At 32.8% G+C, this 21,104-nt stretch carries 25 protein-coding genes, 2 pseudogenes and 1 other annotated feature; of the genes and pseudogenes, 19 read left to right on the top strand and 8 right to left on the bottom strand.

From position 1 onward, the window contains the following. Nucleotides 1-150: 150 nt before the first annotated feature. From UMR38_08385 to UMR38_08375, 3 genes are read right to left on the bottom strand one after another with little or no spacing between them, the layout of a single operon-like run. Complete coding sequence (locus tag UMR38_08385) at nt 151-903, bottom strand: transporter substrate-binding domain-containing protein (GenBank protein MEC9485862.1); 753 nt, start codon at nt 901-903, stop codon at nt 151-153. A gap of 11 nt (nt 904-914) precedes the next feature. After that, nucleotides 915-1,631: an amino acid ABC transporter ATP-binding protein gene (locus UMR38_08380; GenBank protein MEC9485861.1), complete on the bottom strand. Its 717-nt coding sequence runs from the start codon at nt 1,629-1,631 to the stop codon at nt 915-917. Next, nucleotides 1,624-2,316 carry an amino acid ABC transporter permease gene (locus UMR38_08375; protein MEC9485860.1) on the bottom strand — a complete coding sequence of 231 codons (693 nt, stop codon included), beginning with the start codon at nt 2,314-2,316 and terminating at the stop codon, nt 1,624-1,626. Before UMR38_08375 ends, UMR38_08380 begins: the two co-directional genes overlap by 8 nt. A 35-nt stretch (nt 2,317-2,351) precedes the next feature. After that, nucleotides 2,352-2,574, bottom strand: a binding site (T-box leader). Between the two features lie 497 nt (nt 2,575-3,071). Between UMR38_08375 and UMR38_08370 the strand changes: the two genes are divergently transcribed. The 6 genes and pseudogenes from UMR38_08370 (at nt 3,072) to UMR38_08345 (ending at nt 9,722) form a co-directional block, all read left to right on the top strand. After that, nucleotides 3,072-4,973: a M13-type metalloendopeptidase gene (locus UMR38_08370; GenBank protein MEC9485859.1), complete on the top strand. Its 1,902-nt coding sequence runs from the start codon at nt 3,072-3,074 to the stop codon at nt 4,971-4,973. A 203-nt stretch (nt 4,974-5,176) separates the two neighbouring features. Then, complete coding sequence (locus UMR38_08365; protein MEC9485858.1) at nt 5,177-5,632, top strand: hypothetical protein; 456 nt, start codon at nt 5,177-5,179, stop codon at nt 5,630-5,632. A 214-nt stretch (nt 5,633-5,846) separates the two neighbouring features. Next, a pseudogene (locus UMR38_08360) lies at nt 5,847-5,951 on the top strand (MerR family transcriptional regulator). A 3-nt stretch (nt 5,952-5,954) separates the two neighbouring features. Further along, complete coding sequence (locus UMR38_08355) at nt 5,955-6,605, top strand: GGDEF domain-containing protein (GenBank protein MEC9485857.1); 651 nt, start codon at nt 5,955-5,957, stop codon at nt 6,603-6,605. A 101-nt stretch (nt 6,606-6,706) separates the two neighbouring features. Further along, nucleotides 6,707-8,335: a hydroxylamine reductase gene (gene hcp, locus UMR38_08350; protein MEC9485856.1), complete on the top strand. Its 1,629-nt coding sequence runs from the start codon at nt 6,707-6,709 to the stop codon at nt 8,333-8,335. Nucleotides 8,336-8,525: 190 nt separating this feature from the next. Further along, a complete protein-coding gene (locus UMR38_08345; protein MEC9485855.1) occupies nt 8,526-9,722 on the top strand; it encodes a 6-phosphofructokinase in 1,197 nt (398 codons plus the stop codon). A gap of 260 nt (nt 9,723-9,982) precedes the next feature. Here the strand turns inward: UMR38_08345 and UMR38_08340 are convergent, their stop codons facing one another. Continuing rightward, a complete protein-coding gene (locus tag UMR38_08340) occupies nt 9,983-10,273 on the bottom strand; it encodes a putative quinol monooxygenase (GenBank protein MEC9485854.1) in 291 nt (96 codons plus the stop codon). A 109-nt stretch (nt 10,274-10,382) separates the two neighbouring features. Here UMR38_08340 and UMR38_08335 point away from each other — a divergent pair, with 109 nt between their 5' ends. From UMR38_08335 to UMR38_08320, 4 genes are all read left to right on the top strand, one after another. Continuing rightward, nucleotides 10,383-11,381 (top strand): Gfo/Idh/MocA family oxidoreductase, encoded by a 999-nt coding sequence (locus tag UMR38_08335; protein ID MEC9485853.1) that lies wholly within the window; start codon nt 10,383-10,385, stop codon nt 11,379-11,381. A 132-nt stretch (nt 11,382-11,513) separates the two neighbouring features. Further along, a complete protein-coding gene (locus tag UMR38_08330; GenBank protein ID MEC9485852.1) occupies nt 11,514-11,762 on the top strand; it encodes a GlsB/YeaQ/YmgE family stress response membrane protein in 249 nt (82 codons plus the stop codon). A 113-nt stretch (nt 11,763-11,875) separates the two neighbouring features. Next, nucleotides 11,876-12,217: a hypothetical protein gene (locus UMR38_08325; protein MEC9485851.1), complete on the top strand. Its 342-nt coding sequence runs from the start codon at nt 11,876-11,878 to the stop codon at nt 12,215-12,217. A 53-nt stretch (nt 12,218-12,270) separates the two neighbouring features. Continuing rightward, nucleotides 12,271-12,711 (top strand): GNAT family N-acetyltransferase, encoded by a 441-nt coding sequence (locus tag UMR38_08320; GenBank protein ID MEC9485850.1) that lies wholly within the window; start codon nt 12,271-12,273, stop codon nt 12,709-12,711. A 47-nt stretch (nt 12,712-12,758) separates the two neighbouring features. On the opposite strand, the pseudogene UMR38_08315 reads toward UMR38_08320, so the two are convergent. From UMR38_08315 to UMR38_08300, 4 genes and pseudogenes are all read right to left on the bottom strand, one after another. Then, nucleotides 12,759-13,624 (bottom strand): annotated as a pseudogene (locus UMR38_08315) (ammonium transporter). An 85-nt stretch (nt 13,625-13,709) separates the two neighbouring features. Next, entirely contained in the window at nt 13,710-14,012 is a 303-nt protein-coding gene (locus UMR38_08310; GenBank protein MEC9485849.1) for a hypothetical protein, read from the bottom strand. A gap of 171 nt (nt 14,013-14,183) precedes the next feature. Then, nucleotides 14,184-15,803, bottom strand: a complete 1,620-nt coding sequence (gene groL, locus UMR38_08305) for a chaperonin GroEL (protein ID MEC9485848.1) — start codon at nt 15,801-15,803, stop codon at nt 14,184-14,186. 5 nt (nt 15,804-15,808) lie between these two features. Then, a complete protein-coding gene (locus tag UMR38_08300; protein ID MEC9485847.1) occupies nt 15,809-16,093 on the bottom strand; it encodes a co-chaperone GroES in 285 nt (94 codons plus the stop codon). 204 nt (nt 16,094-16,297) lie between these two features. On the opposite strand from UMR38_08300, the gene UMR38_08295 reads away from it, so the two are divergent. The 9 genes from UMR38_08295 to UMR38_08255 all read left to right on the top strand — a co-directional run bounded on the left by UMR38_08295 (nt 16,298) and on the right by UMR38_08255 (nt 20,959). After that, entirely contained in the window at nt 16,298-16,600 is a 303-nt protein-coding gene (locus tag UMR38_08295; GenBank protein ID MEC9485846.1) for a hypothetical protein, read from the top strand. 272 nt (nt 16,601-16,872) lie between these two features. Beyond that, nucleotides 16,873-17,556 (top strand): response regulator transcription factor, encoded by a 684-nt coding sequence (locus UMR38_08290; GenBank protein MEC9485845.1) that lies wholly within the window; start codon nt 16,873-16,875, stop codon nt 17,554-17,556. Then, complete coding sequence (locus UMR38_08285; GenBank protein ID MEC9485844.1) at nt 17,549-18,796, top strand: HAMP domain-containing sensor histidine kinase; 1,248 nt, start codon at nt 17,549-17,551, stop codon at nt 18,794-18,796. The genes UMR38_08290 and UMR38_08285 overlap by 8 nt, the downstream gene beginning before the upstream one ends. Before the next feature lie 53 nt (nt 18,797-18,849). After that, nucleotides 18,850-19,173, top strand: a complete 324-nt coding sequence (locus tag UMR38_08280) for a hypothetical protein (protein MEC9485843.1) — start codon at nt 18,850-18,852, stop codon at nt 19,171-19,173. Nucleotides 19,174-19,197: 24 nt separating this feature from the next. Further along, entirely contained in the window at nt 19,198-19,377 is a 180-nt protein-coding gene (locus UMR38_08275) for a hypothetical protein (protein ID MEC9485842.1), read from the top strand. Nucleotide 19,378: 1 nt separating this feature from the next. Beyond that, the gene (locus UMR38_08270; GenBank protein MEC9485841.1) at nt 19,379-19,783 is read left to right on the top strand and encodes a hypothetical protein; all 405 of its coding nucleotides are present in this window, start codon (nt 19,379-19,381) and stop codon (nt 19,781-19,783) included. Nucleotides 19,784-19,843: 60 nt separating this feature from the next. Then, a complete protein-coding gene (locus UMR38_08265) occupies nt 19,844-20,377 on the top strand; it encodes a CueP family metal-binding protein (GenBank protein MEC9485840.1) in 534 nt (177 codons plus the stop codon). Further along, a complete protein-coding gene (locus UMR38_08260; protein MEC9485839.1) occupies nt 20,374-20,772 on the top strand; it encodes a heavy-metal-associated domain-containing protein in 399 nt (132 codons plus the stop codon). Before UMR38_08265 ends, UMR38_08260 begins: the two co-directional genes overlap by 4 nt. 10 nt (nt 20,773-20,782) lie before the next feature. Then, nucleotides 20,783-20,959, top strand: coding sequence for a (2Fe-2S)-binding protein (locus UMR38_08255; protein ID MEC9485838.1), 177 nt, complete (start codon nt 20,783-20,785; stop codon nt 20,957-20,959). Nucleotides 20,960-21,104 lie beyond the last annotated feature (145 nt).

Here is a 21,104-nt window from a genome sequence, read left to right as displayed (position 1 = left end):
CAAATATGGACTAGAAAAGCTTTGCTTTTCGCAATGTAGTCTAAAAATACAAAAAATCGACTATGATTTGATAATCATAATCGATTTTCTTTTATTAATGTGGTGTTTGTCAACAGTCTGAAACACCTAATTAATTTAGGTGTTTTTTATTTATGTGTTAAACCATTTATTTATTAGTTCATCTAACGTCCCATTATCTCTTAATGTCTGTAAGGCTGAATTGAATTGTTCAACATAAGGACTTCCTTTACTAAAAGCAATCGCATTTCCTGAGTAGTCATCTAAATGACTTTCAAAACCAACAGCTTTAAGTTCATTATTTGATGCTAAAATTGAGTCTGATATAACTTTCTCAACAACTAAAACATCAATTCTATCCGCTTTAATTTCTTCGACTATTTGGGTATTAGTGTTTCTTAAGTCAACTATAAAGTTATATTCTTCATGGATTGATTCTAGTAAAGTAGCTTGTACAGTCCCAAGTTGTGCACCCACAACAAGACCACTTAAATCGTTTAAGGATTCTATGGCTTGATCACTTTTAAACACTAAAAAGTTTGTCAGGCCAACGTCACTATTATAGTATATTTCGCTAAAATCAATGTTTTCTTTACGGTCTTCTGTTGGGCTAATACCTGCAATCGCTATTTCTGCTTGGCCTGATTGTAAACTCGCAATAATCCCTTCAAAAGCCACATCTTTCCATTCAATTTCAATTGCTAATTCATCAGCCAATGCATTCATTAAATCAATATCAAACCCAGTTAGATTACCATCAGTATCTATCATTTCATAAGGTTCATATCCGCTTGAGGTTAATACAGTAATTGTATTTTGTTTAGTCTCACAACTTGCGAGATTTAATGTCAATAATAAAAGTAAACCTAATATAATTTTTTTCATTGTTATCTCTCCTATAATATTTTATTTAAGAACTGTCTAGTTCTTTCTTTTTGAGGGTGGTTAAATACATCATTCGGTGACCCTGATTCTATAATTTTACCTTGGTCCATATAGATTACTTCATCAGCAATCTCCTTCGCAAATCCCATTTCATGTGTGACAATGATATTGGTTAACCCGGTATCAGTTAGTTTTTTTATTTCATCTAAAACATCGTTTACCATCTCAGGGTCTAGAGCGCTGGTTGGTTCATCAAATAACATCACACCTACATCAGTTACTAATGCTCTTGCTAAGGCAACACGTTGTTTTTGTCCGCCACTCAATGTCGATGAATATTGTGCGACTTTGTCATCTACTCCAACCGTTTTAAGTGCATCAATCGCTTTGGTTTTAGCTAACTGTTTATCCATTTTTTTAACTTTTAATAGACTATACATGACGTTTTTTAGAACCGTCATGTTACTAAATAAATTAAACTCTTGAAAGACCATACCGATTGTTGATACGAGAGTTTTATGAGGTATTGTTTGAATATCTTTATTATGTAGATATATATGTCCAGAATCTATTTTTTCTAATTGATTTAAGCACCTGAGTAAAGTACTTTTCCCACTACCGCTAGACCCTATAATTACGGTTGTTTTACCCGCTTTAAAAGTGTAGTCGATAGTATCCAAAACACGTAAACTCCCATATGACTTAGATACATTTTTAAGTTCAATCATGGGCTAACCTCACCTCGATTCGACCGCCAATAAATGACAATAGTTTTATTACAAGATAGTATATAATCCCAACAATAATAAGTGGTTCAAAATATAAATATGTTTGTGAAGTAACAATTTGTTGTCGCCTAATTAAGTCTTGAATACCAATAATAGATACAATAGAACTTTCTTTAACCAATGTGATAAATTCATTCATTAAAGATGGGAATGAATTTTTAAATGCAATAGGCAATATGATATCTTTATACATATGAAACTTACTAATGCCTAGCGCCTTAGCGGCTTCTAACTCACCATTATCAACACTATTGATTCCTGAGCGTATAATTTCACTTATATAGGCACTAGAGTTTAAGCTAAAGGTAATAAACGCAGCAATAATTCCTGATAATTGAAAATCAATGGTCATTCCCATAACGTCATTAAACAGTCGATCTAGAAATTGTGGAATAGCAAAGTAGACAATGCTGAGTTGTAAAATCAAAGGAGTTCCCCTGAATAAGTCTATATATAGAGAAGCGAAACGGTGTGTTAATCGACCCTTTTTCAAAACGACAAGCGCAATCGCAAAGATCGTACCAAAGATAGCGGCTACTAATGCGATCAATAGTGTTATATTTAACCCCTTTAGTATAAATGGAATCCAATCTTTTATTGCTTCATAGTTAAATAATTGCTTCATTTTATCACTCCTAAATAATAAAAAAGTCGTCCTTAAACAAGGACGACTGTAAGAGTCGCGGTACCACCTAACTTCTAAAAATAGGTATAATTCTATTTTTAGCTCTTAAATCTTTAACGCAGATATACGTAATTACCTCTATATATTCGATAATTAAACTCCCAAGGACGTTCAAAATCTTCCAACAACTGTTTTACACCAACCAACAGCTCTCTATGTGTTTGTCTAATTTTTACTACTCTTGTTCTTCGTAATTAGGCTTATTAAATCACAGTTAAAAAGTAATTTCAACTAAAAATTAATTGTAAATGTTTTCATATAAATTGAGAATCAGACGATAATAACGTAGTATGTATAACCTATAAAATAAATAAAAAACCCTTTCATAAGACTATATAAATGAACATGTTTTATAATGTCTATTTAATAATCAGTAGTGTATTTCAAGAATAGTAAAGCGTCCGCGGTATACATGCGGTATACATAAAGATAACAATGAAATTGATCAGAAAAAAGGTGTCGAAACGAACAGGTCTTTTTGAAGGGTGTATTGAGTTAAGCACAACTCTTTCAACATAGAGGTATTAGAGAAGTTTAATGTGTCCGAAATCATTATTTTAGATGATTATTATGTGTCAAGTATGAAAGAATTATAAGATATTTCTTAAATTTAAAACTATAAATAGATTATTTTTAGTTAGGTTTATCAGTGATAATCTTTTAGATAAATGATATAATAATAAAGAGGTGAAGCTATGAATAAAGAAGAGATTAAAACAAATTTTTATCAAGCAGTAAATGAAGAATGGCTAAAAACAGCTGAAATACCGGGGGACCAACCTGCTGTATCAGCATTTTTAGAGTTACATCTTGATATTGAAAAAACATTGATGGATTTAACAGAACAATGGCATCAAGATCCATCAGAACTAAATGACAATTTACAGAAGTATATCAAATTGTATCGTATGACAAAAGATTTTGAGAAACGGAATGGATTAGGTGCAAAGCCTTTTGAGGTTATTTTAAACAAGATAAATCAATTAGATAATCTTGCTGACCTTGAAAAGGTATTTAAAGAGTTTACTTTACAATCAATTGCCTTACCGTTTATGTATCGGGTTCAGCAAGATTTTAAAAACAGTAATAATCAAATTTTATACTTTAGTAGCGCGAATCTATTTTTACCGGATACAAGTTATTATAAAGATGAAGCTAAGAAAGAACAACTCCTGGGTCTTTTTAAACAAACAACAACGCAGTTATTAACCTTATACGGTTATTCAAATGAGGAAATTGAAAAATTAATTAAAGAAGCGTTAGCGTTTGATGCCCTGTTAGTTCCGGTTACTAAATCAAGTGTTGAAAAAGCGGACTATGTTAAAATGTATAATCCGTACACTAAAGAAGAGATTTCAAAAAGAACACAAAACTTTAATGTTATGGATCGCGCAGAAGCGTTAGTAAACGAAGCAGTTAATCAGCTGATTGTGACCAATCCTGCATTTATTGACGCATTTGATGGGATCATCAATGAGAAAAACTTCGCGATTTTAAAATCATGGATGATCGTCTCCAATGCGATTCGTTTTGCAGAAAATTTAACCAATGATATCCGTATTGCTGGAGGTGCATTTAGACGAGCATTATCGGGTATAAAAGAACCAAAAAGTAAAGAGAAGTTTGCATTCTATCAAGCGTATAATCGATTTGATCAAGTTGTTGGATTATACTATGGAGAAAATTTCTTTGGACCCGTTGCTAAAAAAGATGTTAAAGTTATGGTCCACGAAATGATAGATGTATATCAAGAACGTATAGCTAATAATAACTGGTTAAATGAAGATACGAAAGAAAAAGCTATTAAAAAGCTTTCAACACTGAGTGTTCATGTTGGTTATCCGGATGAGTTACCACCATACTATGATCAATTTGATGTTCGCGGATATGATAAAGGCTCTGATTTAATTCAAGAGCGTTTAGCGATGACAAAAATAGTTAATGAATATAATTTTAGTCAGTTTAACAAAAAACCAAATAAAAATATTTGGGGTATGCCAGCAAGTATGGTAAATGCATATTATAATCCGAGTAATAATCAAATTGTTTTCCCTGCGGCTATTTTGCAGGAACCATACTATAGCTTAGAACAAACAAAATCGGAGAACTATGGTGGTATTGGTGCAGTTATGGCACATGAAATTTCACATGCATTCGATAATAATGGTGCGAAATTCGATGAAACGGGGTCTTTAAATAACTGGTGGACAGATGAAGACTTAGAAGCCTTTGATAACAAAGCCAAGGATATGATTACCCTATTTGAAGGTGTTGAAACAGGCTTTGGTCCATGTAATGGTGAGTTAACAGTCTCAGAAAATATAGCTGATAGTGGTGGATTAAGATGTGCGTTAGAAGCCAGTAAGAAGAACGATGAGCATAGTTATGATGAGTTCTTTAGAAACTGGGCTCGCGTATGGCGTATCAAAGCATCTAAGGAGTATAGTCAATTATTACTTAAAGTAGATGTTCATGGCCCTTCAATCTTACGGGCTAATATGCAATTAAGTAATATAGAAGAGTTTCAAGATTATTATGGAATAAAAGAAAAAGATAAGATGTATTTACCCAAAGAGAATATGGTAAGTATTTGGTAATAAAATTCTAAAAGTACTTCATTAAATAATGGAGTACTTTTTTTGTGCACATAAGTCATTAATGTTTATTTAAAATGTGTAATGTCTATTTAATTGATTAGATGATTAAAGATGTTACAGATTTTACTAATATTTTTAATCGTGGTAAAATAAAATATAAATAATATTTCTAAGGATAACATGAAGTAAGGAGTTAGGGTTTTATGAATAAGAAAATCATATTAAAATTTCAAGGTATTCCCTTTATGACAACCCTAGGATGGGCGATCTTACTTTTACTTGGATTACTTTCTAGAGGAACTGTACCAGATGGTGTTTTTTGGCTGGTAATCACTACAATATCACTATTGCTGATTATTGATACAATCTATTTTATAGCCCGTGTTTCTCAAGGACACTATGTTATCATCAGTCATCGAAAACTTATATTTAAGCGCTTTTTTCAACCGGTTGAAGTTTTGTTAATGGATGATCTAGAACAAATATCTGTAGCAAAAGATAAATTTGGTAATAAAGTGATTGTTGTCACTGATGGTACAAAAACGATTGTATTAAAACATGATTATCAATTCACAAAAGAGGCAATGTTCCTTTATATCCAGCAAGCACATTTTTTTTCTAAATCATGTAAGATAATAAATGACACACAAACAGAGTGATGGATTTAATCTATCACTTTTTTATTATGATTCATTATAGAAACATGATATTATTTAAAATACCTATTGACTCTCTCCTTACGGGAGGTTCTATAATGACAATATGAGGTGATAAATGTGAAACAAATTGGAGAGTTTGCTAAGGATAATAACGTAACAGTGAAGACATTACATTATTATGAAAAGTTAGAGCTGTTGCTCCCCAAAAAAAGTCGATGAGGATACAGGATACCGATATTATTCAGAAGTGCAAAGTGAAGACTTGAAGCGTATTTTATTTTTAAAAGATCTGGGATTATCACTATCCGAAATCAAAGATGTGATGCATAACCAGTTTGAACGAGAAGAGTTAATTTCGTTTCTTAACTTTAAGTATTTACAAGCTAATAAAGAACTCTCTAGTACGTCAAAACGTTTGTTTCGCCTTAAACGAGTCATAGATTTACTAAATGATCAGTCACTTGATGATATAACTGTGAAGGAGTTGATAGGTATGAGTGAAGAGACATTATTTACAGGGGCCTATGGTAGAGGTCAGTTTATTGAAGAAGCAGAAACACGGTTTAATAAAGCTAAGGCTAATAAGTTGCCATTCAGTGTCATTGATATTGATTTAGATCGATTTAAAAAGGTGAATGACAATTATGGATATGATGTTGGTGATATCGTTATTAAGCGCACACAAGATGAAATTATTAGTATATTGCAAGCCTTTGATGCCAGTAGTATTATAGAGCGACGTGGTGGCGATGAGTTTACAATTGTAGTTAACTTAAACCCTAAAAAGGCATCACAATTAGTTACAAAGATTTTAAACAGTATTGTTGCAGTTGATTATAGTGATGTTGCTGATGACTTATGTGTTGGTGCAACGGCAGGAATTGCGGGAATTACCGGCTCGACTAAAATTTATCAAGATGTCTTGCATGATGCAACAATTGCGTTATATCAAAATAAAAAAAATAATCGTTAATCCGTAAATGTTTAAATTAATTAACGTATGTGATTAAAATCACATACGTTTTTATTTTCTCTTGTTATCCTTGTAAAGGACATAAAATAGAGGAGGAAATCATGGAAACAAATATGTTTTGTTATCAATGTCAAGAAGCCGCGAAAAATACAGGTTGTGAAGTGATGGGAGTCTGTGGAAAAACACCGGTTCTATCATCTTATATGGATACATTTAAATATGTATTAAAAGGTTTAGCAATGGTGTCGCAAGAAGCAAAAGAGAATGGAAAAGACGTTAGCCAAAGTGATTTATTTATAATGGAAGGGCTATTCAAGTTGATTACAAATGCCAATTTTGATAATCAAGTGTTTATTAATAGCATTAAAGAAGGAATCACATTAAGAGAGAATTTAAAACAAGGGATTCATTCAGTCTTTAATGATGATTTAACGTCATGGGCATCTGAATTAGCTAGCGACTATATCAAAAAGTCATATGATATTGGTGTGTTAAGCGAAGAAGATGAAGACTTAAGAAGTATTAAAGAGATTATTATGACGGGATTAATGGGCTTATCAGCCTATCATTCTCATGCACATAAATTAGGATTTATAAGTGAGAATGTATTTGACTTTACAAGACAGGCACTTATTGCATTAAGTGATGATACAAAAACACTTACAGACTATATCACCCTTGTAGATGAAACTGGCAAGATTGGTGTAGAAGTAATGGCGTTACTTGATAAAGCAAATACTACTACATTTGGTAATCCTGAGTTGAGTGAAGTGAACATCGGTGTGCGTAATCGCCCGGGTATCTTAATCAGTGGTCATGACTTACAAGATATAGTAGAACTTTTAGAACAAACAAAAGATACAGGGGTTGATGTGTATACACATAGTGAAATGTTACCGGCGCATTACTATCCCGAGCTTAAAAAATATGATCATTTAGTTGGAAACTATGGTAATGCATGGTGGCAACAAAAAGAAGAGTTTATAAAGTTTAATGGCCCTATCTTGTTTACAACAAACTGTATTGTGCCACCAAAAACAGATGCACCTTATGCCGATAAAGTCTTTACCACAGGAAACACAGGGCACGAATTATTTACCTATATTCCATCAGTTAATGGTAAAAAAGATTTTACTGAAATAATTGAACTCGCCAAACAATGTGACGCACCAGAAGAAATTGAAAGTGGAAAAATAATTGGTGGATTTGCGCATAACCAAGTACTATCACTTGCGGATACAATTATTGAAAATATAGAGAATGAATCGATTAAGAAATTTGTTGTAATGGCTGGGTGTGATGGCCGCAGTCCGAAACGTTCTTACTATACAGAATTTGCAAAAGAGTTACCAGAAGATACAATCATTTTAACAGCAGGCTGTGCAAAATTTAAATACAATAAACTTAACTTAGGTGACATTAATGGAATCCCAAGAGTATTAGATGCCGGGCAATGTAATGATTCCTATAGTTTAGCTGTTATTGCACTAAAACTCGCAGAGGTATTTGAGTGTGATGTCAATGATTTACCTATTGCTTATAACATTGCTTGGTATGAACAAAAAGCCGTTATTGTGTTATTAGCACTATTACATTTAGGAGTTAAGAATATTAAGTTAGGACCGACATTACCAGCCTTTTTAAGCGATAATGTAGCACGCTTCTTAATCAATACATTTGGATTGTCTACTACTTCAACTGTTTCAAAAGATATCCAAGAAATGATGTAAAGAGCGTACTATTAATAATAAGATCATGTGTGTGATTGCTTTAGTTTAAGCATTCACACACATTTTAAATAGGTAATTAAAAAGCAAAATGTAATTTAATAGACTTCTTGAATAGTATTGTAAATTGAAAGCATTTTCTTTATAATAATTAAGGAGATTATAACGAGACAAAAAGGAGTTTACTATTAAAATGAGAAATCTGATTTACGGTCAGTCTGGTGGCCCGAGTAGTGTGATTAATGCCAGTGCGTATGGTGTCTTAGATGAAGCGTTAAAGTCAAATGATATTGATCATGTCTTTATCATGAAACATGGTATTGACGGTTTAATACAAAATGCAATCGTATCGGTTGATACGTTTAAAAAACAATTACCTTTATTAAAACACACACCTAGTTCTGCTTTTGGTAGTGTGAGAATGAAACTGCCCGACCCTAAGGTAAATGATGAACTCTATAAGAAGATAGTTCACAATCTTAAAGCAAACAACATCGGTTTTATTGTGTATAATGGGGGTAATGATTCTATGGATACTGTAATGAAACTCGGTCGGTACTTTAAAGATAATGATATTGATATTAAAGTCCTTGGCGTACCTAAAACAGTAGATAATGATTTACCAGAAACAGATCATACACCAGGTTTCGGGAGTGCTGCTAAATATATTATAAATACTGTGATGCAAATAAAGCTTGATAGTACTGTCTATCCTAAAGGTAAAGTAACGATTATTGAAGTCATGGGTAGACACGCCGGATGGTTAACAGCCGCATCTCATGTAGCCTCTTTATCTAATCTAGGTCCTGATTTAGTTTATTTACCCGAGCATTCGTTATCATTGGATCAGATTTTAAATGATATTAAACAATCTTATCAGCCAAATCATAATTGTTTGGTTGTTGTTAGTGAAGGTATAAAAGATGAAACTGGGAACTTTTTTGGCTCAAGGGATGCTCAAAAGGATTCATTTGGTCACACACAACTTGGTGGTGTTGCATCCTATTTAGCCGCAGCTGTAGAATCAACACTAAACATTAAAACACGGGTAATTGAGTTGTCTTCAACTCAGAGGGCTGCTGCTTTTTTAAGAAGTAAACAAGATGTTTTAGAGGCTGAAATGGTTGGAAGAACAGCTGTAAAGTGTATTCAAGAAGGGCATACCTCAATGATGGTGACGATCAAACGGGTTTCGAACAACCCCTATTTAGTAACTTATAATATCAAGGATATCGCATCTATCGCAAACCGTGAACGGTGTATACCAAAAACAATGTTAAATGGATTAAAGATGCATCAATCATTTTATGATTATATACTTCCATTAATTCAAGGAGAAGAAGTAGGGAACTACTCTCAAGGTACACAAAATTTCTTCTTATTAAAATAATAGAAACATAGACATCTCATTATGGGGTGTTTTTTGGTTGCTTATTAAATGCAGTAATATGATAATATTTGGGGGTATGCTAAGCTAGAGGTAGTGAAATAGTGAAAAAAAGATGATTGTAAATCCAATGTAATCTATCATATTCTATGATGTGTTTGAATTCTGAAGACCTTTGGAGGGAAATAACAAGCCATAATTGGAGCTAAATAGGTAACTTTAAAGGTGATAGTTATAAAAAAACGTCCCAAATTAAAGGACGTTTAAATTTTTGTAAGTTTATTGACCTCAACCCGTTCAAAACAATCATCAGTAACTTTTAAGAACTTTTGGACATGAGGACTTTGGTCGTGTTTGGCCCAGTGTTCTTGTGTTTGCCATACCTCATAAAAGACAAAGACATGGGAAGATTCTTTATCTTGGTGTAATTCATAAAGAATACAACCATCTTCTTTCTTGGTTATGTTAACGAGTTCTATAAGTTTCTCTTTAACAAAGTCTAGGTGCTCTTTTTTAACCGTAAATTTGACAATCATTGGAAATGTTGTGTTCATATATATTCCTCATTTCTTAAGTGATAGGTTCATTATACCATATATGCTATGACTAACTAGAGATAAATGATATAATAGAAACAGAATACAATGAATGAAGGGTATAATAATGAAAACAATTAAAACAGGTGTATTAGGTTATGGATTTTCGGGACGGATATTTCAATGTCCCTTTATTGAGTCACATGATGCGTTCGAGTTAAGCGCTGTTGTACAGCGCCACGGAAGACAAGCAAAAAAAGATTATCCAAAAATAACATTATATGATAATTATAAAGCAATGTTAGATAATGACGATATTGAGCTTATCATTATCGCAACACCAGCACACTTACATTATGATCATGCGATGAAAGCATTAGAGGCACATAAGCATGTCTTGATTGAAAAACCTTTCGCAACAACTCAAAAAGAAGCAAAAGCGTTAATCAAAAAAGCAAAATCACTTAATAAGGTCATTACCGTCTATCAAAACAGACGGTTTGATGGAGACTTCTTAACCATTAAGAAACTACTAAATGATGATATTAAACTGTATGAGTTAGAGGCAACCTGGGATAGAAGTGTCTTAACTATTGATCATAGTGATTGGCATGAACAAGGTCATCAAGGATCAGATGTTTTATATGATTTAGGAACACATTTCTTAGATCAAGCGCTGCATCTTTTTGGATACCCTGAATCATTATATGGAATTACAAAGTCATTGCGACCACATAGTAAAATTTCTGACTTTTTCTCAATGGAACTCGAGTATAACGATAAAATGGTGCGCTTAAAATCATGTCTCCATGCATCAAAAGAAGATGTTCGGTATAAATTACATACGAACAAAGGAACATTTTACTTTTATAAAATGGATGAACAGGAAAATCAACTACTTGCTGGAATTAGACCGCTAGATGAAAATTATGGCGATAAGTCTACCTACGATTTCTTCAATCTCAATGGGGAAAAGACAACACATAAAAAACTTGTCGGTAACTATTTAAGTTATTTTGATCAGCTAGCTAAAGCTATAAGAGAAAATCGGAAATTGCCTGTAAGTCATGAAGATGCTCTAACAGTCATAACTTTCCTAGAGCGGATCAGTACAGGAAGGAATTAAAAGTATTTCAAGATTTATAGGATACATCTCTTGAGTTGTTTTTATTGTCTTATCATTGTTAGTTTTAATGTTCTTTGATATTATAGAATTAGAATACACACAATAAAAATAAAAACTATGGAGGTGTTGTCTTTGTACATTCTTTTATGGATTATCTTTGGTGCATTTGTAGGATGGATCGCAAGTATTATTACTGGTAGTAATAAACGTATGGGCTTGTTAGCTAATATTGTCGTTGGCTTACTCGGTGCATTTATTGGTGGATGGATCGCCTCATTATTTGGTATTGGATCATTTTCAAATTTTAGTTTGAATGGAATGCTAATAGCGATTGGTGGCGCCGTACTATTATTATGGGTACTTAATGCATTTAAAAAGTAATGTGTATTTAAGTGGTGTGTTATTTTTAGAAGGCAGAATGCCTTCTTTTTTTGTTTCTTAAAACTTGTGGTAAAATATAGGGTAGACAGTTTATTTAGAAATGATGAAAACCTATGATTGAATATAAAGTCTGTGGAGTGTCACTTTATTATGATGATATCTTACAGTATTTAAGAGCGTATAATAATCAATTTACAGAGCATGCTTCACCATCCAAGACCGTGTTTGTCTATATTTATGAAGAAGAGTCACTTGTTGGTGCAATAAAGACAGTGTCAACTTGGGATTGGGCAACAATAAAAGCATTATTTTATAAAGATATAACAGTATTAAAACACTTAATACATACGGTATGGAGATTATATGATAATATTAGTGGCATAAAGTTCTTTTCACCAGATAGCAAGCGGCATCAAGATATGCTCTCAGTTGGTTTTATTGTCGGGGGAAAGTAAGAGGGACTCCAAGAACAGTATCGTATACGTATTATGCAGATTTTCTAGGGGGAATGGCATTAGAACACAATCACTTCTATAACATTATTACCTCAGAAGAGGGGATAGAAGAAGCAAATACGATTTTAGAAAAAAAGCAAAAAGCCCATAACAAAGTAAATAATTTACACGATAAGAATAGTGACTTTGCCATTGTTGCATTAGATAATGATGTATTTGTTGGCGGTGTCACATGTGATGTGTATGAAGATTCAATATATGTTCACTTATTTGTGGTTAATGAATCTTATAGAAAGCAACACATTGGTAAAAAACTCATGCACCGTGTTGAACAAGAGGCACGTAAAAGAGCATGTATACAAATTAATTTAGGAACAGCTGAATTTCAAGCCGAAGGGTTTTATGAAAAATTAGGCTTTGAAGTTGTCTATACTAGAGATGATAATCCTAAAGGTTACCAGTGCTACACTTTACACAAAAAGGTAAGCATATAATAACTAGGTAATAATAATCTCCAATAAAAAAGAGCATTGCTCTTTTTTTACGTTTCCTCAATTACAATCTCTTTTTTATATTCAAAGTCGGAATAACTACTTTTAAGGCCATGTTCAAGTAAATCTAGTCCTGTAATTTCTTCTTCTTTAGATACACGAAGTCCAATAATAATATCAATTGTTTTAAATAACACAAACGAGGTACTCAGTGTCCATATTAGGACTGCGAAAACACCCAAACTTTGAATCAGTAGTAATGATGCGCTTCCAGTTATTAATAAACCACCTTCAATAGCGAATACACCAACTAAGATTGTTCCAGTTGCACCACATAATCCATGGACTGCGACAGCCCCAACTGGATCATCAACCTTTAATACATGATCAACAAACACTGTTCCATATACAATAATGATACCCGCAATTAGTCCAACAGCTATTGCAGCAATAGGAGTGAAAACATCTGTCCCAGCAGTGACTACCACTAAGCCACCTAATGCCCATTTAATGTCATACTCACATCTGGTTTACCATCTTTACTCCAGGTGATAAACATTGTTGATATAGCCGCAGAAGCAGCGGCTAAGTTGGTTGTCATGAAAATGAGCGAAATGCTTTCAACCTCTTGTCCTGATAGACTCGAACCTGGGTTAAATCCAAACCAACCGAACCATAAAATAAATACACCTAGGGCACCAAGGGTTAAACTATGTCCACCTAAGTTATTAATAGAGCCATCCTTATTGTATTTTCCAATTCGTGGTCCTAAAATATAGGCACCAACCAACGCTGTCCACCCACCTACTGAGTGTACAACAGTTGAACCTGCAAAGTCATGGAAGCTAAGCTCACTTAACCAGCCTCCACCCCAAACCCAGTGACCAACGACTGGATAGATAACCAGAGTAATCACAAAACTAAAAACTAAATAGGACAAAATTTCGTGCGTTCAGCCATAGCCCTGAGACAATCGTTGCGGCTGTAGCGACAAAAACAGTTTAAAAAATCATAAAAGCGTATAATAGAATCGATAGTTCTAAATGTTCATATAAGGCATCCGACATAAGATGCACTCTTCCAAAAATACCATCAACGCTGTCACCAAACATAATACTAAATCCAAAGATGAAATAAATCACAGAACCAACAGAAAAATCCATTAAATTTTTCATGATAATGTTCCCAGCGTTTTTCGCTCGTGTAAAGCCTGTTTCTACCATTGCAAATCCAGCTTGCATAAAAAATACTAGTGCTGTAGCTAACAATACCCAAATGGTATCAATCGCAACACCATAATCCATATAAATTTCCTCCTCTTTGAGGCTTATAACAATGTATATACAAAAATGGCGCTAACGAAAAATCGTTAACGCCATTGTTTATAAATTCATTATAGAGGGCAAAAAAGAACATATCAATACTTTTTTATATGTAAACGTTTTTTGAAATAAAATTTTTTGATTTATAATTTGTTAGTATAATCCTGGATTTGTTGGTGGTGTTTGTGTGCTTTTTTCTTCTTCAATACTGACGACAGCTGCCTCAGTAGTAACAAACATTGCAGCAATGCTTGAAGCATTTAATACAGCATTTCGTGTTACTTTTGTAGGATCAATAATACCGGCATCTAACATATTCACCCACTGTCCTGTTTTGGCATTAAATCCAATATTAGGTTTTTGAGTTTTTTGTTTTTCGACAATTTCAATGCCATCATAACCCGCATTTTCTGCTATTTGATAAAGGGGTTTAAGCAAACTTTCTAGGACAATATTAATACCTTTTTGGGTGTCTAAATCATCATGTGTTAGTGTGCCTTTAAGTTCATTGTAAATATCGATAAGGATACTTCCACCACCAATAACAATTCCTTCATCAACTGCAGCTTTGGTCGCATTTAAAGCATCTTCTATTCGTAATTTCTTTTCTTTTAATTCTGTTTCGGTGGTAGCCCCGACCTTCAACATAGCCACACCATCAGTCAATTTTCCTAGTCTTTCTTTGAGTTGTTTTTTGTTATAATCTGAAGAAGCATTGTTTAATCGCTCTTTAATTGTTTTAACACGTTCATCAATATCTTTTTTGTTTCCAGCACCTTCTAAAATAGTAGTTGAGTCTTTGGTGACAGCTATCTTTTTAGCTGTACCTAAATCCTCAATTGACATATCTTTAATGTGCATATTAAGATCTTTTGCATAGAATTTAGCTCCTGTTAATGCAGCAATATCCATTAGCATTTCTTTTTGATTATCACCGAATCCAGGGGCTTTTGTAGCAACAACATTAAATGTTCCTCTTAGCTTATTAACAATTAATGTAGATACTACTTCATTTTCAATATCATCTGCGATAATAAATAGTGGTTTGTTGGATTCAACAACACTTTCTAGTAAAGGTAGAATATCTTTGATAGTCGATATTTTTTGATCTGTGACTAAAATATAAGCATTCTCTAAGTCAACTTCCATTTTTTCTGTATCAGATACCATGTAAGGAGAAATATACCCCTTATCATATTGCATACCTTCAACAAGTTCTAATTCAGTTTCGAACCCTTTTGACTCATCAACATTTATGACACCATTACGACCAACCTTGTCCATTGCATGGGCAATGATTTCACCTATTTCTTCACTACCAGAAGAAATACTAGCCACACTTGCAATATCTTGGCTTGTTTCTAGTGTACGGGTTTTATCCAGTAATAGCTTAGAGATTTTTTTGCTTGCTAAATCCATTCCTTCTTTTAATAAGACTGGATTAGCGCCTTTGTCTACGGCACGTAATCCTTCATGTATGACAGCTTGTGCTAAAACAGTTGCTGTTGTTGTCCCATCACCTGCTTGATCATTTGTTTTTGAGGCAACTTCTTGAACGAGTTTGGCTCCCATATTTTCATAGGCATCTTTAAAATCAATTTCTTTAGCAATTGTCACGCCATCGTTTGTGATTAGCGGTGAACCATAGCTTTTTTCAAGTATTACATTTCTACCTTTTGGTCCTAAAGTTACTTTAACTGTATCAGCTAGTTTATCGACACCTTTAAGCATTTTTTCTCTTGCATCTCTTGAATATAAGATTTGTTTTGCCATATCACTCACTCCTTAACCATCGCTAAAATATCTGACTCGCGTACAATTAGATACTCTTTACCTTCTAATTGAATATCTGTTGTACTATACTTCTTAAAAATTACTTTGTCACCAACCTTAACATGCATTGGTTGATATGCACCATCTTTGTAGAGGCCTGGCCCTACCTCGACAACTTTACCGATTGTCGGTAAATCTTTGTCATCTTGTGTTAGAATAATTCCACTTTTTGTACTTTTTTCTTGTTTGATCACTTCAAGAACGATGTGATCATGTAGTGGTTTTAACATGAAAATACCTCCTTGAAAAATTAGTTTATTTTAATCTTAGCACTCATCATTTTAGTGTGCTAACAATATTATAAAAAAAATGATTTTTTTTGTCAAGATTCAAATATCATAAATAGAAGAGTTCGTTTTTTGCGGTTTAGTTTTTTTCTTGTCATCTTAATGGTAAACTATTTATAGAGTTAGATAATATTATAACGAGAATTTATGGGAGAGTATAAAAAGAATAGTATATTTTTAATAGGTGCTGTTGGATTAGGTACGGGTGTTATGATCAGTGTTGGAATTTTTGCACTATTCGGACAAATAGCTGAGTTATCATTACATTGGTTTGCTGTTATTTTTGTTGTTGGGAGTATTGTGACAACTTTTAGTGCTTACTCATATATTAAATATAGCGAATGTTTTCCGAGTGCGGGAGGTATTGGTGTGTATTTGGTTGAAGCATATGGTAAAGGTGTCATAGCCACAGTAGGTGCCCTGATCATATTATCTATGGTTATAAATTAGAGTCTTGTTGCGAGAACCTTTGGTTCTTATACGATGCAGTTATTTTAGTCGCCTTTACCTACATTAAAATCAACACGGATTTCTTCATCGTCATTATGGGAATTATTGTAATTGGTGTCTTAACGGGGATGCAAAAGTTGTTTATGAAAGTTACTGAGAATAGAACTAATTAGAGGGTTTTCTTCATATTTTCTTAATATACGTGTTGTATTATTTAAAGTGATAAAAGATTCTATGTTACAATAAACTCACAAACTTGAGATGGTGATTCGATGAAAAATATAATTGTACTTGAAGATAATAAGGATATTAATACACTGTTAACCGACATCCTCACGGATGCCGGGTATCAGGTTTTTTCATCAACTAATGCCTTTGACGCTTTGAAAGACTTTAAAAATCATAAAATTGATTGTATTTTAACTGATTTAATGATCCCTATTATGTCCGGTGAAGAATTTATTCAAGAAATACGAAAAACATCGGATGTGCATATTATCATAATTTCTGCTAAAACAACCATACCAGATAAACTAGAGGGACTCAAAATAGGCGCAGATGATTATCTATTTAAGCCATTTTTAGAAGAAGAATTGTTGTTAAAACTTAGAAACTTATTTCAAAAACGAGATAAAAAGGAATCAAAGCAATCTTTCAATAACCATCAAGTAATATTTGAAGAGGGGAAACCTCAGCTGCTTATAAACGATAAGATTGTCTCTTTAACAGGAATTGAATACAATATGGTTAGCTTATTAGTTAATAAAATGAATCGAGTTGTCTCTCGTGATCAAATTCTTGATGCATTATATGCGTATGGGGAGGAAGTATTTGATCGTGTTGTGGATGTCCACATAAGAAATATTCGAAAAAAAATCAATACAGTATACGATAAAACGTTAATTAAAACAGTTTATGGTCTAGGATATACATGGGTTGGTGAACTGGATGAATAAATCTTTGAAGCAGAAGTTTAAACGAAATATCTTTATTTTAACATTCGTTGTGACGGTCATATTTATCGTAATAAACCTAGCACTCTATGTAATCAATAATAATTATTTGATTAATAAGATAGAAGAAGAAAACGATGCTTTTTTAGGACTAACAACTCACCTAATCAATGAAAATGATATTAATATTGCGATGGAATATGTGGAACACTATACCCATATTCATGAAGTTGATGTTGAAGTCATGGATGAAGACGGCAATATGGTTTTTTCATCAAATGTCGCACATTTATACTCAAGTCGATACACAATTGAGACAATGAAAGGGGACTTTACCGTTTTTATTGATAACACGGATAGTGTTACGGTCAATACGGTCCAAGATAATACCATATATATAAATGTTTCATTATTAGTTATTTATATCATTGCCCTAGGAATTCTAATTTATATGAATAATAAGAATGCTAGAATGATACAAGATGATGTGGATACTGTGCTAGATTTAATGGACAGAAATCAAGAGCAAATAAAAACACTACATCATGATGAGTTTAGTGAGATTTATCATACAATTATCAACTATATTGAAAACATTGATCTTCTAACTGCTCAAAAAGAAATGAATATAAAGGGCATTGCGCACGATATAAAAACGCCTTTAACAATAACATATGCTTTTTTTGAAAAATTAAAAAAAGGTAAAAAACTAACCAATTCAGAAATCGACTTAGCCTTTGAATCATCACAAAAGATTAATCATTTATTAAATGATATCATTGAAGATAATGAACGTAAGAGTTTTAAATCAATAAACATATCACGTATTATTCAGGCAAAACAAAGAGAATATCAATCTGTCTTTGATAACAAGCAGATGACAATCATTACCAATCTAGATAAGAATGTTAAGGTGACATGGAGTGAAAAAGACTTTTCAAGAGTCATCGATAATATTATATCAAACGCCTATTATTATTCTAAATTGAACTCTGATCTGATCATTACACTTAAACAAGAAGAAAAGACTATTATTGAATTTATTTCAACGCCAAAAAACATTGATATTTTAGATCTGTCAAAGGTTTTCAAACAAGGCTATCGTGGCGATCGAAGCCAAGAAGAAAATGGATATGGTAAAGGGTATGGACTGTATCTTAGCCGTGTGCTACTGAATACAATTGGTGGTAAAATAACGGCAAAGGTAGAAAAACAAAATGTGAAGTTTACAATTATGTTGTAATCTTCACATTTCTTTTATATTTATATATTATCATGTAGTTGGGTGAGAGAAAAATGAAGAAAAACTACGTTGTCTATCCAATGCTAATTGCATCGATTGGATATTTGTTCTATTATTACCTATTAAGTGGGTATAATAGTGGATTTATGATGATGCATCATATGGGATATTATGATAATTTTTCATCAACATCATATTTTATTAATATCGGATTACTTATTCTTGCTTATATTGGGTTGATTGCGGCGATACTCATTTTAGTATCAAAGCAGACATCACAGAGCAATAATGCATTAGAAATTTTAAATGAACGATTAACGAAAGGTGAAATATCGCTTGAAGAATATCGCGAAATTAAGCGAACTATTAATCAATAATAAACAAATCGAAGAGGTGATTATATGATGTTTTTATGGTTTATTATACTAGCAGTCTTATTGTATTTATTCCTAGGTGGAACGATAAATTTCCATCAAATGAAGGAGCATAAGACTAAAAACCATCTAGATGAACGCTTAGCAAAAGGTGAGATATCAATTGAAGAGTACAAAGACATTAAACGAACGTTAAAGGAGGAATAGAATGAATTTAGTTAAGATTATGTTAGTGTTATTTACAGGTGCTGGATTTGGGTTTGGTATTGATCAAATAAATCATACGGAGACCGATCCTATTAATGAAGAAACCAGATCCATTTATGAAGAAGAAAGTTATTGTCATCGTTTTTCTGATGAGTCGTTTCTAGATCATATGTTAGAAGGGCTAACGGAAGAAGAACAGACACTCGTTAATGCAAAAATTGATGAGTTATTAGTAAGTTATGATACGACGCTCGAAGCACTTTATGATGACTTTGAATTAAGACATGATTTCATGTTTGATTTAATGACTTACTTAGAAGACAATAATATTGATTATCATTATGGAGAGTCTTACCATGATCGATACAATGATGATGACTGGCATCATCATAGAAGAATGCGTTAGGAATGTATATATAATTCCTTGCAACTGAACAGTATAGTGGTTTTGATAGGAGGAAATGACATGAAGAAAATAGGATTGTTGATTGGATCGTTTATTGTTGCATTGACACTTTCAGCGTGTTCATCAACAAACGATTTAGAAAGTGTTGGTCTAGCTGATTTAACAGGTAAAGAAATATTAACTGGTGTAGCAGATGGATTAATTGAAGTGAAAGATTTTGGACTTAGTGTTTATGACGATGAATTGATCGTCATACTAGATGATTCCCGAACATCTGTTGATATGCCTGAAGATGAATTTTATCTATCTGTTGCTCCATATATTAACAATACCCATTCTTGTACTTATCACAGTGCAACAGGATGTCGTGGAGAGTTGAAGCAAGAGACATTTTTTGTAGAGTTCATCGATAATGAAGGCAATGTTATTGTATCAGAGAATATGGATACGTTAAGTAATGGATTTATTGATTTATGGCTACCTAGGGATGTCGAAGGGACACTAACTATCACACAAGGTGAATTATCAGCATCTAAAACAATTTCAACTACCGCAGGAGAACCAACGTGTGAAACAACGATGCAATTGTCATGATTAAACTTGTCGTATCAAACATGTATTGTGGTCATTGTCAGTTAAAGGTGAATGCTGAGTTGAAGGCAAACGGATTTGATGTCATAAGCATCGATATGGCTAAAAATACTGTATTGATTGATACAGACTCACCAAACTTAATTAAAATTGAGAAAATTCTGGATCAAATTAACTATGTTGTTGACAGAGATGCTAGTGTATTAAACTTGCATGATTATACCATCTGGGATGATTTATTGGCAAATGATGACAATTACGATCAGTTACTAACTTTTTTAGATAACAACAATATAAACCTTATCGGATTTAATGAGGATGACTTTGGTTTATTGATTCATTCGACAGAAAAGCAATATTATGATATTAGAGCATATATTCATTCACTAAAAACATAAAGGAGACTTCATGGAAAAAGAACAATTGTGTTGCTGTCACAATGTGACATTAGAAGATGTTAAAGAACAAATTAGTAAAGGTGTAACTACTTTTGAAACCTTACAAGACAATACAGGCATTGGTACAGATTGCCCACCTTGTGAGAAAAATAATAGAGCCTTATTTGAAAAACTATTACAAGATTAGTTGTAGAGAATCTCTTTATGAGATTCTCTCAGACTGTTGACAAAGTACTTGATGAAAATCAGGTACTTTTTTAATGGGGAGTTTTAAGTTATCCACGTGGATAAGTAAAACTAGGGATAAGCACTGATAAATGGTATAATAGAGG

Source organism: Candidatus Izemoplasma sp., assembly GCA_036172455.1.
Lineage (GTDB): Bacteria > Bacillota_I > Bacilli_A > Izemoplasmatales > Izemoplasmataceae > JAIPGF01.
Note: the sequence above shows the minus strand (reverse complement) of the source record. Positions and strands in the feature narration are given on the sequence as shown.

Coding starts and splice junctions, on each gene's coding strand:
- UMR38_08385 (MEC9485862.1), bottom strand. CDS start 903: ATGAAAAAAATTATATTAGGTTTACTTTTATTATTGACATTAAATCTC.
- UMR38_08380 (MEC9485861.1), bottom strand. CDS start 1,631: ATGATTGAACTTAAAAATGTATCTAAGTCATATGGGAGTTTACGTGTT.
- UMR38_08375 (MEC9485860.1), bottom strand. CDS start 2,316: ATGAAGCAATTATTTAACTATGAAGCAATAAAAGATTGGATTCCATTT.
- UMR38_08370 (MEC9485859.1), top strand. CDS start 3,072: ATGAATAAAGAAGAGATTAAAACAAATTTTTATCAAGCAGTAAATGAA.
- UMR38_08365 (MEC9485858.1), top strand. CDS start 5,177: ATGAATAAGAAAATCATATTAAAATTTCAAGGTATTCCCTTTATGACA.
- UMR38_08355 (MEC9485857.1), top strand. CDS start 5,955: ATGCATAACCAGTTTGAACGAGAAGAGTTAATTTCGTTTCTTAACTTT.
- hcp (MEC9485856.1), top strand. CDS start 6,707: ATGGAAACAAATATGTTTTGTTATCAATGTCAAGAAGCCGCGAAAAAT.
- UMR38_08345 (MEC9485855.1), top strand. CDS start 8,526: ATGAGAAATCTGATTTACGGTCAGTCTGGTGGCCCGAGTAGTGTGATT.
- UMR38_08340 (MEC9485854.1), bottom strand. CDS start 10,273: ATGAACACAACATTTCCAATGATTGTCAAATTTACGGTTAAAAAAGAG.
- UMR38_08335 (MEC9485853.1), top strand. CDS start 10,383: ATGAAAACAATTAAAACAGGTGTATTAGGTTATGGATTTTCGGGACGG.
- UMR38_08325 (MEC9485851.1), top strand. CDS start 11,876: ATGATTGAATATAAAGTCTGTGGAGTGTCACTTTATTATGATGATATC.
- UMR38_08320 (MEC9485850.1), top strand. CDS start 12,271: ATGGCATTAGAACACAATCACTTCTATAACATTATTACCTCAGAAGAG.
- UMR38_08310 (MEC9485849.1), bottom strand. CDS start 14,012: ATGGATTATGGTGTTGCGATTGATACCATTTGGGTATTGTTAGCTACA.
- groL (MEC9485848.1), bottom strand. CDS start 15,803: ATGGCAAAACAAATCTTATATTCAAGAGATGCAAGAGAAAAAATGCTT.
- UMR38_08300 (MEC9485847.1), bottom strand. CDS start 16,093: ATGTTAAAACCACTACATGATCACATCGTTCTTGAAGTGATCAAACAA.
- UMR38_08295 (MEC9485846.1), top strand. CDS start 16,298: ATGGGAGAGTATAAAAAGAATAGTATATTTTTAATAGGTGCTGTTGGA.
- UMR38_08290 (MEC9485845.1), top strand. CDS start 16,873: ATGAAAAATATAATTGTACTTGAAGATAATAAGGATATTAATACACTG.
- UMR38_08285 (MEC9485844.1), top strand. CDS start 17,549: ATGAATAAATCTTTGAAGCAGAAGTTTAAACGAAATATCTTTATTTTA.
- UMR38_08280 (MEC9485843.1), top strand. CDS start 18,850: ATGAAGAAAAACTACGTTGTCTATCCAATGCTAATTGCATCGATTGGA.
- UMR38_08275 (MEC9485842.1), top strand. CDS start 19,198: ATGATGTTTTTATGGTTTATTATACTAGCAGTCTTATTGTATTTATTC.
- UMR38_08270 (MEC9485841.1), top strand. CDS start 19,379: ATGAATTTAGTTAAGATTATGTTAGTGTTATTTACAGGTGCTGGATTT.
- UMR38_08265 (MEC9485840.1), top strand. CDS start 19,844: ATGAAGAAAATAGGATTGTTGATTGGATCGTTTATTGTTGCATTGACA.
- UMR38_08260 (MEC9485839.1), top strand. CDS start 20,374: ATGATTAAACTTGTCGTATCAAACATGTATTGTGGTCATTGTCAGTTA.
- UMR38_08255 (MEC9485838.1), top strand. CDS start 20,783: ATGGAAAAAGAACAATTGTGTTGCTGTCACAATGTGACATTAGAAGAT.